Origin of the sequence: Nitrososphaera sp. AFS (assembly GCF_009898475.1) — an archaeon.
Lineage (GTDB): Archaea > Thermoproteota > Nitrososphaeria > Nitrososphaerales > Nitrososphaeraceae > Nitrosopolaris.
Genome location: NZ_QURE01000059.1, coordinates 1 through 9332 on the forward strand (window position 1 = coordinate 1; position 9332 = coordinate 9332).

Annotated in this window: 9 protein-coding genes; 4 read left to right on the forward strand and 5 right to left on the reverse strand. The window is 37.5% G+C overall.

Annotated features, from left to right (window positions below; all coding sequences use genetic code 11):
* Positions 1 to 723: 723 nt before the first annotated feature.
* Both DYY65_RS07715 and DYY65_RS13010 read right to left on the reverse strand, forming a co-directional pair.
* Complete coding sequence (locus DYY65_RS07715; protein WP_162477395.1) at positions 724 to 1683, reverse strand: ABC transporter ATP-binding protein; 960 nt, start codon at positions 1681 to 1683, stop codon at positions 724 to 726.
* Positions 1684 to 1963: 280 nt separating this feature from the next.
* On the reverse strand, positions 1964 to 2590 hold the full coding sequence (locus DYY65_RS13010; RefSeq protein ID WP_370519327.1) for a CPBP family glutamic-type intramembrane protease: 627 nt from the start codon (positions 2588 to 2590) through the stop codon (positions 1964 to 1966).
* 727 nt (positions 2591 to 3317) lie between these two features.
* Here DYY65_RS13010 and DYY65_RS07720 point away from each other — a divergent pair.
* Genes DYY65_RS07720 through DYY65_RS12485 form a run of 3 tightly spaced genes read left to right on the forward strand, consistent with a single transcriptional unit; the run spans position 3318 to position 4281 of the window.
* Positions 3318 to 3728 (forward strand): DUF488 domain-containing protein, encoded by a 411-nt coding sequence (locus DYY65_RS07720; protein ID WP_162477396.1) that lies wholly within the window; start codon positions 3318 to 3320, stop codon positions 3726 to 3728.
* A 16-nt stretch (positions 3729 to 3744) separates the two neighbouring features.
* Entirely contained in the window at positions 3745 to 4107 is a 363-nt protein-coding gene (locus DYY65_RS07725) for a hypothetical protein (RefSeq protein ID WP_162477397.1), read from the forward strand.
* A gap of 9 nt (positions 4108 to 4116) precedes the next feature.
* Entirely contained in the window at positions 4117 to 4281 is a 165-nt protein-coding gene (locus DYY65_RS12485; RefSeq protein ID WP_236561728.1) for a hypothetical protein, read from the forward strand.
* A 180-nt stretch (positions 4282 to 4461) separates the two neighbouring features.
* On the opposite strand, the gene DYY65_RS07730 is transcribed toward DYY65_RS12485, so the two are convergent.
* Positions 4462 to 5343, reverse strand: a complete 882-nt coding sequence (locus DYY65_RS07730) for an SIMPL domain-containing protein (RefSeq protein ID WP_162477398.1) — start codon at positions 5341 to 5343, stop codon at positions 4462 to 4464.
* A 343-nt stretch (positions 5344 to 5686) separates the two neighbouring features.
* Here DYY65_RS07730 and DYY65_RS07735 point away from each other — a divergent pair, with 343 nt between their 5' ends.
* Positions 5687 to 6958: a site-2 protease family protein gene (locus DYY65_RS07735; protein ID WP_162477399.1), complete on the forward strand. Its 1272-nt coding sequence runs from the start codon at positions 5687 to 5689 to the stop codon at positions 6956 to 6958.
* Positions 6959 to 8109: 1151 nt separating this feature from the next.
* Here the strand turns inward: DYY65_RS07735 and DYY65_RS07740 are convergent.
* Both DYY65_RS07740 and DYY65_RS07745 read right to left on the reverse strand, forming a co-directional pair.
* Positions 8110 to 8448 carry a hypothetical protein gene (locus DYY65_RS07740; RefSeq protein WP_162477400.1) on the reverse strand — a complete coding sequence of 113 codons (339 nt, stop codon included), beginning with the start codon at positions 8446 to 8448 and terminating at the stop codon, positions 8110 to 8112.
* Positions 8445 to 8783 (reverse strand): alpha/beta fold hydrolase, encoded by a 339-nt coding sequence (locus tag DYY65_RS07745; protein WP_201449402.1) that lies wholly within the window; start codon positions 8781 to 8783, stop codon positions 8445 to 8447. The genes DYY65_RS07740 and DYY65_RS07745 overlap by 4 nt, the downstream gene beginning before the upstream one ends.
* Positions 8784 to 9332 lie beyond the last annotated feature (549 nt).

Below are 9332 nucleotides of genomic sequence, written 5' to 3' on the forward strand. Positions count from 1 at the left end.
TTATGACTAGTCAGATGCGTCCGTGGATAAATTGTTTTCTTATATTAGTATAATTGATGCAATCTTTTCTGTCAACTATTCCAGTAAAGCATTCCTTCTTCATCATTATTGAATACGCAGCCACTTCCAAAGCGGCATATTTTTTACACTTTAAACGCCGTTCAATTCATTGATCTGATCTTTGGGCTGTTATATTCTTTAAATGCACAAAGTGCAGGAGCATTATCAAATTCATTATTAAATCAAGTGTCAAGTTATAATTTTATCACTCTAAAATCTACTAGAGGCCTCAGATGCATAACTTCAAATCTGAATACAGAAATACTTAAAATAAAGAGTAGTATTTTTCTATGTAACTAAAGCCGCCATCAAAGAATTGGATGCCCCATGTAAGAGTACTTATAGGTGTATTCATCCAAATTCTGTTAATCTGTCTCCAAATCCTAACCTGAAGTCTCAAGCATTAAGCACACTCAATAATTAGCAAGTCAACAACTTCGAATTGTTAATTCTTTGGGTAACTATTTGTAGTGTCGCCAAATGCGAATAAGTGACGATTCTATAAATGATTATATAATTCTCCTCAGACAGCCAACCGCCTGTAACTCTTACCCTTATATTGTCAAATTGTAAAAATAAGCAAGTACTTTTTCAATAAATTACTGATAACGTGTTTCTGTGAAGCCTCATTGGTAATGGATTATAAATGGCCACAGATTTTGTCTAATTGTTGTCATCATAGCTCATACCTATATGGTGTCTTTCATCTTCAAGGTATTGGGTATTTTCTCCAACAAGTGACACAAATACATCATCTAAGGTTATGGGCGAAACCCTGAAGGCGAGGTTCTTTTTCAGAGCAAAATCTGATATTTCTTTGACTGTAGATTCGAAGGTAAATATCCTCAATGTTCCAGCTCCTGTATCTACAACAGATCCGTACGATCTAAGCATGTCAATATCGACAGTATCTTTTGCAATATCAATCTTGATATTCTGAGGTATAATTTTTCTTAATTCATGCATATCACCTTCTGCTATTACTCGTCCCCTATCTACAATCACTATATTGTCTGAAAGCATCTCAGCCTCATCCATATAGTGCGTAGTTAATAGTATAGACCTGCCTTCATTTTTCCAGTCCCGTATAGCTGACCAGACTTGACGTCGTGAGACTGGGTCTAATCCGATCGTAGGCTCATCAAGAAAAAGTAATTGGGCATCTGTAGCCATAGCCATGGCCACAAGGATCTTTTGTTTCATTCCTCCTGATAAGTTCATTGCTGGGACATTCTTTGCTTCAAGAAGCTCTAGCTTCTGCAAGATTTTTTCTGTTTTCTTTTTAGCATCATGCTTGCATTCACCTCTTATCTGAAGCCAGTTATACACATGATCCCATGGTGTAAGTGCTCTCAAAGGCCGGCCTTCTTGTGGCACTACTGAAATTAGCCTCCTTACTTTAGATGCCTCCTTTAATACGTCATAGCCGAGTATACTCACCATGCCTCTAGTAGGCGCAAGCTGCGTAGCACAAATTCTTACAAAAGTTGTCTTTCCTGCCCCGTTCCTTCCAAGCAGTGTAAATATTTTGCCAGTTTCGACATCGATTGATACATTATTAAGCGCAGCATATCCAGCGCCCTTATACAATTTGGAAACATGAACAGCCTCGACTGCTAACATACATATATTCGATATCTACAAATATATATTAACTCGCATCCAAAGAAAATATGGCTAATAATGGTAATACGGTTTAACACAGATAATAGTCGAAATTGGAACACTCTATTAGTGTATTGGCGCTCGCATTTTGCTATTTCAGTTTTATATAGTTTATTTAATTCCCTAACAACTAACAAAGACTATTCCCTAACAACTAACAAAGACTACGGAGTAGATTTGATTTTTGGACTATACATAGGCGTCAATTAATGAGTTAGTTAAGATATAGTTTGTACTGCTACCTAGAAATGGATATCGAGCTACGTATTCGATATAGGAGATATGTTAAACCTAATAGTAATGCAGAAAGCGCAAAAGTACTCAAAGTCAACATATAATTCCCTCCACTCGGAAAAACTAAGCAGCTATACTCATGGTAAGAACAGCCTAAGGAAAAAAATATCCCATTCCAGCCAGAATGGGTTATTATGGCGAACCATCCTTTACCACTAACCCAACATCTGAAACTAAAAAAGAATGAAGGTATTACAAATAACCAATTTGCGTATGCAAGATTTTGAATATTAACAACAGAGGTGTTTAGAATGTGTAGCATCACCCAAATAATACCCCCAGCCATAACCACATAGTGATTTCCAAAGGCATAATATGGAAGGCCAAAAAACAACGTTTCTTCGGTTGGTCCAGCAGCCAACACTAAAGAGAAGTAGTGAGGCAACGAAGGCGTTTGATAATTTGTGATTGTTGTCTGTACAATTGATGTTCCAATTAACAGTAATAACAACCCAATGCCATGATAAAACATAAGCATCGAGATTAGATACACAACTGATGTTTGCCGGAATTTTGACAACCACGATTTTGGCGTCATGTCAGCCTTAAGGTCATGGAAATTTACTTGCATTGGAAGTAGGACTCAAATTTTTCTCTACATATGGAGTATAAAAGGCAACGTCCTCATAGAAATTTATTAAACAAAACACGAGCTAAATAATGGTCTAACGTATGCAAACAATACGATCGAGCAGGGGTATTTCAAGTATCAGTAACATTATTTGCTTACTTATTGAACACATGCAAGGATTTTGGAGTTGTCTGTTAGAGGTAATTTTGATGAGTAAACAAAAAGTCGACATACTCGCTAACGATGAAGCTAATATTTTGAACCAAACATCTTGTATGCATCTGACCTAGTCAGCACTTGTCACATTTTAATGGAGGCCACTCTGTCTTTAACCGCAACAATTTTGGCCGCAAAAGAAACCTATTATTCAGCTAGGATCGTATAAATAACTGTAGTGGCCCCGAATCTATGCAATCGCAAGTTTCAGGACATACAAAGGGGCTGTGGCTGGTCAGTGTTGGCCAAGATACCAGATCAGCCCAACCTGTTCTAATCACAAGTAAATGCAAAGTAAACGTCTTTTAATTTAGGACATCGTGTTTATGGAGGTGCGGGGACATACTCTACACAGGCTAGTAAGTCAGCAAAATCGGCATGGGCAGATGAGTATACCCAATTAAGCTGGCTGGTCGACTCTACAAGTGCTACTTTAAGAAGTTATAACAAGGGGTGTACTTCTCTACAAATTTAATTACTTATTAGCATCACCTTCTTATTATGCTGAAAGATGATTAAAACAAAACGTGTCTACGACAGGCCTGAGCCGGATGATGGACTACGACTACTAATAATGAGGCGTCCAATTTGGATTAATAAGGCATTCAGAGAGTTTCAACTTAATAAGGAACGATGGAAAAAGGAACTTTCACCAAGTGATGAATTACTAGACGCCTACAAGAATGGTATTGTTGGTTGGTCTGAGTTTGTATCAAGGTTTATCAAAGAGGTAGATAACCCGATTAGTATAGCAAGTATGATGGAGTTAGGAGAGAAAGCTAAGACTACGAATGTTACACTACTCTGCCAAGAACATGAAGGCGAGAGCTGTCATAGGCATATTATAAAAGAACTCATTGATAACACCCTTAGGACTAAAGCAGATTCAGGAGACGAAATGGTACGGCCAGAAGAGATATAGCAATAGGGGGCAAATAATGGTGAGGAGATGGGAAGGGCTTCCGAACATCGAACCAAACGAACAGCCTTCAGCTAGGCCCCTAACGTCGACGCATACCATGCCTCGGCTTCATGCTTCGCAGTCGGATCCTCAAATAGACCCGGTTCTCTTAAAAATCCTAACCGACCTAACTGATGCTATCAGACTTTTGATACTAGCAGAGTTGGCTAGTAGTGATAACGAACGGGAGAATATACGCAAAATTGTTTTGGCTCAACGAGTAAACCAACGTGACAATAAAAAATTAGTGGAGTACGTTATGGTCCTGGACCTGGTTATGCTCACGTTGTTCTACTACTTCCTTTTGGCTTTGGAGCCATTGCGGCAAGGAGGTCCGTGATTTGTACCTTTGCAATCGTGCTTTACTAGAAGTTTTGCATTAACTTGCGGTACGCCTATTCCATCAGTTAGCAACGTCAGAGCTATTACCACTGATACACTTACCATCGCTGCTACCATGATTGCTATTGCCGATATTGTTGTAGTTTCCCTTCTAGCGGTCATAATTAAATAAAATACCACTATAGTAACATTTAAGTATATAATAACATAATACGGCCAATTTCTGTACTTTTCAATTCAAACAAATTAGACAACGTTGATTTAATCCGGTCGTAGACTCAAGAATTCATGCTTTTATAGATTCAGTCAAGGCTTTCCACAAGTATCGCCATCAGTTATCTTTGCAACTGTTTTAACCAATTAACCAACTAATGCTAATGTTTACTGATATTTTCTGCTGCCCCGCAATAATGGGGGTGGCATTAGCAGTACGTGCTTGAATCGCTGCTGTCATTGCTAACGGTTGAGGGGCAGGAGGTTCTTGCTCAAGCTCATTAAGATTAACCGATTTGACTCCTATTATTTTTAAACCTAATGCTGATGCCGCGATATCGGCCTTGCTTCTTGCGTCAATTACTGCTTGTTTTATTAAATTATTTTTTACTTCTCCTGACCTGTTGTCTGATAAAGCAAAATTAATACTATCTATAGTGTTGGCTCCTCCAGAAGATACTGCAGTATCTATCCACTTGGCTGTGCCGTTGACATTTGAGCTTTGGATTTGTATTGAATTTGCCACTGTAAACCCGGTTATTTTATTTTGTCCTTGTGAATAATTATAATTTGGAGATACACTAAATGAAGAAGTACTCGTTTCATTTTTCTTTACACCAGCTGCTAATAGTACTTCTAATACCTTGTTTAACGCAGCCGCATTAGAACTTAATGCCGCCTTTGCTGTCTTGTTGGTTGTCTCTACTCCCACAATAATTGTAACCTTATCTGGTTTTACATCAGCCGTGGCCATTCCTGACGTAGATAAAATGTTACTACCACTACCACTACTATTGCTGCTAGCATTCAGAATTGGAAAGTTCGAATTTGAACTGCTGGTTGCTCCACTATATTGTTGGGCATATGCATAATGGAACGGAAAAATATGGTTATTAGGTAAAAAATGAACGAAAAGTAATAGAAATAATGATAATAACGATATTATATTTACCACTGCTATAATATGAGTAACAGAACCTAGATTGAGAATTTTTACGCTACTCAATACTGATCCCGTCAAGGTCAATAGCCATAGTACTCGGTGTATCTATTATATTCTTCTGTTTTAAGTATTTTCTAACTACTGCGATATTGACACTGGAAATAATACAACTCATGCTGATCAGTTTCCTTACATGACGGTCCTACTAACTTGCTAAAATACCTTCTAAATCATGACCTATTATTCAAATAAATGGCGGTGTTTACTAATCTTAGATACATTCTCTTGGATCATCATTTTAAATGATGGCGCTATCTAAGGTTTTGATATAATTCACACAGTAAAGTATTCTGTTTGAATCATCAGAATGGGATTCTGTAATATGCTTATTTTATATATCCGACTGTTCAATGCACTCTGTTTGGAAAAGGAGGTAAAGGGTAAAGACAAGGGCAAGACAAAGGAGACCAGAATGAGAGTAGAGAGAAAGTTTGTTCTTTTCTTGATTCATACACCTATTGGACTAGAGCTTTTTGACAAGCTAGCAAACACCAGTGCTGGAAGAATCTATGCTAGATTTAATATTTATCTTATGCCAGTTATTACTGCATTAGCACTATTTCTCATAGTTTCATCTTTAATAATTCTAACCTCAAACTCTGAAGCTCGGGTTGGAACTCGAAGTCTTGGTCCTCAAGCTAACTTGCTCATTCCTGGATTGAATCCTTATTTACCGTGGACGTATGGATGGGTGGCCCTTATTGTTACCATCGTAATTCATGAGGCAGGACATGGAATAGTAGCCAGAGTTTATAATATAAAAGTAGAATCAACAGGTATACTCCTCTTTTTAGGAATACCTGTTGGCGCGTTCGTTAATATCTCACCAGAAGAGCTAGCTAAATGTACATTCAAGCAGAAGTGTGCAATTTTGACTGCAGGTCCATTAAACAATATGATAGTTGTGGCAGTATCTTTAGTTGCCCTATATTTTGTAGTCTCTACTCTTACCCCTATTCAAACCACCGGCGCACCTCAGTATGGGGTTGCCATATTAGGAGTAGCAGACCATTCTCTTGCCAATTCGATTGGGTTATCTAAAGGATCGATTATAGAGAATGTAGCTGGACAAAAAATACTCAAGATAAATGATTTGGAAAATCTTCTCAAGTCCAATTTGGGAAATACTGTTGCAATAACTTGGAAAGATGCAAATGGCCACCAGATAACTCGGCTAGCAAATCTACCAAAACAGGTGAATATTAACGAAGGGATCTTGGGCGTATCCATAAGCGCTTTGCCTAATGCAGCAGAAGCCCTGAAAGTATACAAGGATGCCTTCTCTTTCAAGTCTATGAACCACGAGATTTTACTTCTTCCTCCGACACTTGGGGCAGGCGAAGAGGTAATTCCTTTTTCTAATTTGATGGCTCCCAAGTATCATTCAAGTTTGGGACCAGCATTTTATCCAATTGCCAACATGTTCTATTGGTTAATGTTCGTTAACTTTAATGTAGCTATTTTTAATGCTTTACCGATTGGTCCATTAGACGGAGGCCAACTTTACAATTCCTTGTTAGAGACCAAGTTACGTTCAAAACCTGACAAACTAAGAAGTATATCTTCATTGATCACATATGCAATGGTAGCAGTAGTTGCAGTTTCAGTTTTAGTACCCTATCTCGTACGCTGACACTAATGGTATTTTCATTGACATGAAGTAAGTATCAGATACGATTATACATGATAATTATTAGATTTCTAGTCAAACGTACCACTTGTACATAAAACAATGCAACATAGACTCATCAACTGTAGTCGATATCATTCATAAGTATCAGACTTCAATTTTATACTACCAAATTTCCAATACCATCTCATCAGCATAGTAAAATCACCACTGCCATCACTGACAGATCAACAAGTCTGTCCCATTAGTGTGAAATAAGGGGTTAGACTAACTGACCTACGGTATTTTTTATATATCTCGATCAATTTATTTTTAATACCTCATAATCTGATGAGCCATCCCTTTTATCAAGACTAGTTGCATTTGAGTGAGCAAGAGGTCTTTGTAAACAGCAAATAACTATTATTGAAGCCCGATATACGGAAGATCCAGTAAATTAGTCCCGTCTGCCCACCACGACAGACGGAACCCCAGCGATACCCCACCTCGTGCGAGCTTAATCTGATATTTTCCAATATTTTGAAGTATTTACTCTCCTATGGTGAGTGGCCATCTTATGTATCTTTCGCCTAGAATATTGGTTAGTATGGTGTTGAGTCTAGCAAATTGTAGCGGACATTAAAAATATACATCGCTAAAAATGAGAATAGTTAGTATAAGCATGTGGCCAAGAAATAGTCCCCACGAAAAAAATGCATACACGCTAAACCGGTTTACTAAAATACTCTGAGTTTAAGCTAAACTAAAATCGACCATAATGACCTTTTCGACACTAAGCATAAATAATGAAGGCCTATTTAGACCCCTTACCTGATGATAATGCTCAAAGCAGAATGCGCATATATTTGTCTATAGAGCCCATTGTAGATAGTAGGAATATCTGCAGGTTGGCCATGGTTTGTAGGCTGAATTCGAAATAATCTACAACAAGCTACATTTTGATACCACTGATTATGTATTAGCGTTCAAAAAGGTTAGGGTATATGGGAGTGAATTTTTTCTAATATTCTCAACCGTAACAATAGAATGTAGCCAGATATTCGCGTTCCACGTCTGTGAAATCACCAAAAATGCAGAAACCACCATCATCAAAGCCAATAAATGACTTAGCTCAAGATGGTAGCATATGATTTATTATCAATTAAGTAATGTCCTTACTTCAGTGTTTCGAGTACTAGTACTAATTCATTTGGAGTTGTAATCATTGCATCATGGCCTGTCTTTAATTCATGATAATCCCAACCTACTTGCAATTTTGCTTTCTGAGCCATAAAATGAAAATCCTTGTATTCAGTACATGAGATATAGCTTTTTGGTATTTTCTTGGCTTTAGGATTGTTAATTCCTATTGGTTGGTCATGAGTGTGAAATGGCATAGGAGATAGATGTCTATTCATCCATGCTATATCCTCTGTATTAGTAACTCCCCAGACTGTAGGATCATATGGTGGTACAAGCCACTTTTTGCCTTGCTTACCTAATGATCTTTTCATGTATTCTCCTCTAAACCGGGTATTAAATCAAAAGCAGTTTTACCATCTTCAGGTATATATCCATCCAAATATACAAGACGCTTGATCCTGTCAGGTATCCTCTCTGCTACACCGCTAATAACTATACCTCCATAACTATGGCCAACTAGAATCACATTATCAAGATCTTCGTACTCGAATTCTTGTGTGATATCAAGTATATGAGTACTCAAGTCGATGTCCTCTCTGAGGAGATGGCTTCTTTCTCCTAAACCTGTCAGGGTCGGTGTGTACGCCCTATGATTGTGATTTGCGAGAAGTCGAGTCACTTTCTTCCAGCACCATCTCCATGACACGACCCATGAACTAAAACGAAAGTTGTCATTTCCCGAAAACGCCTGTATTAGAGGAAATCTTAGTATTCGTACATAATAAAATAGATAGATTTTCTAAAGCTTTGATAGCTGGTCACTGTTAGCTACTAGAATTTTATTATGATAATATTTCTTATTTGTATGAATATCAAGTCTCTCTATTAATGTCGGTAGAAAAGAAACTAGCAGCCTTTCTCAATGGAAAGAAGACCAAGTAATGTCCTGGGATATTTCTGTTAAACTCCTTCATCAGATCTAGACAAGCTTCATCTCAATCGAAATTAATCCTGTTGATACTACTGGTTCAGGTACAAAGAGAAGCAATAGTTATCAGGTCTGCTTCAAAACTTAATCAATTTAACAGCCAGCAATAGCTTGCTAACAATACTTGTATTATTATATTATAAAATATTTAATCATTAAATAATTTATTATGCCAGACAGACTGTTGTAATGATATGTTTACTTATCGTTGCTGCTTCGATAACAAGTTCAGTGAAATAATTTTTAACAATAAGAACAACTTTGCCT

Excerpts from the sequence above, each read along its gene's own strand:
- DYY65_RS13010 (WP_370519327.1), bottom strand. The coding sequence starts at position 2,590 with ATGCAAGTAAATTTCCATGACCTTAAGGCTGACATGACGCCAAAATCG.
- DYY65_RS07740 (WP_162477400.1), bottom strand. The coding sequence starts at position 8,448 with ATGAAAAGATCATTAGGTAAGCAAGGCAAAAAGTGGCTTGTACCACCA.
- DYY65_RS07725 (WP_162477397.1), top strand. The coding sequence starts at position 3,745 with ATGGTGAGGAGATGGGAAGGGCTTCCGAACATCGAACCAAACGAACAG.
- DYY65_RS07715 (WP_162477395.1), bottom strand. The coding sequence starts at position 1,683 with ATGTTAGCAGTCGAGGCTGTTCATGTTTCCAAATTGTATAAGGGCGCT.
- DYY65_RS07720 (WP_162477396.1), top strand. The coding sequence starts at position 3,318 with ATGATTAAAACAAAACGTGTCTACGACAGGCCTGAGCCGGATGATGGA.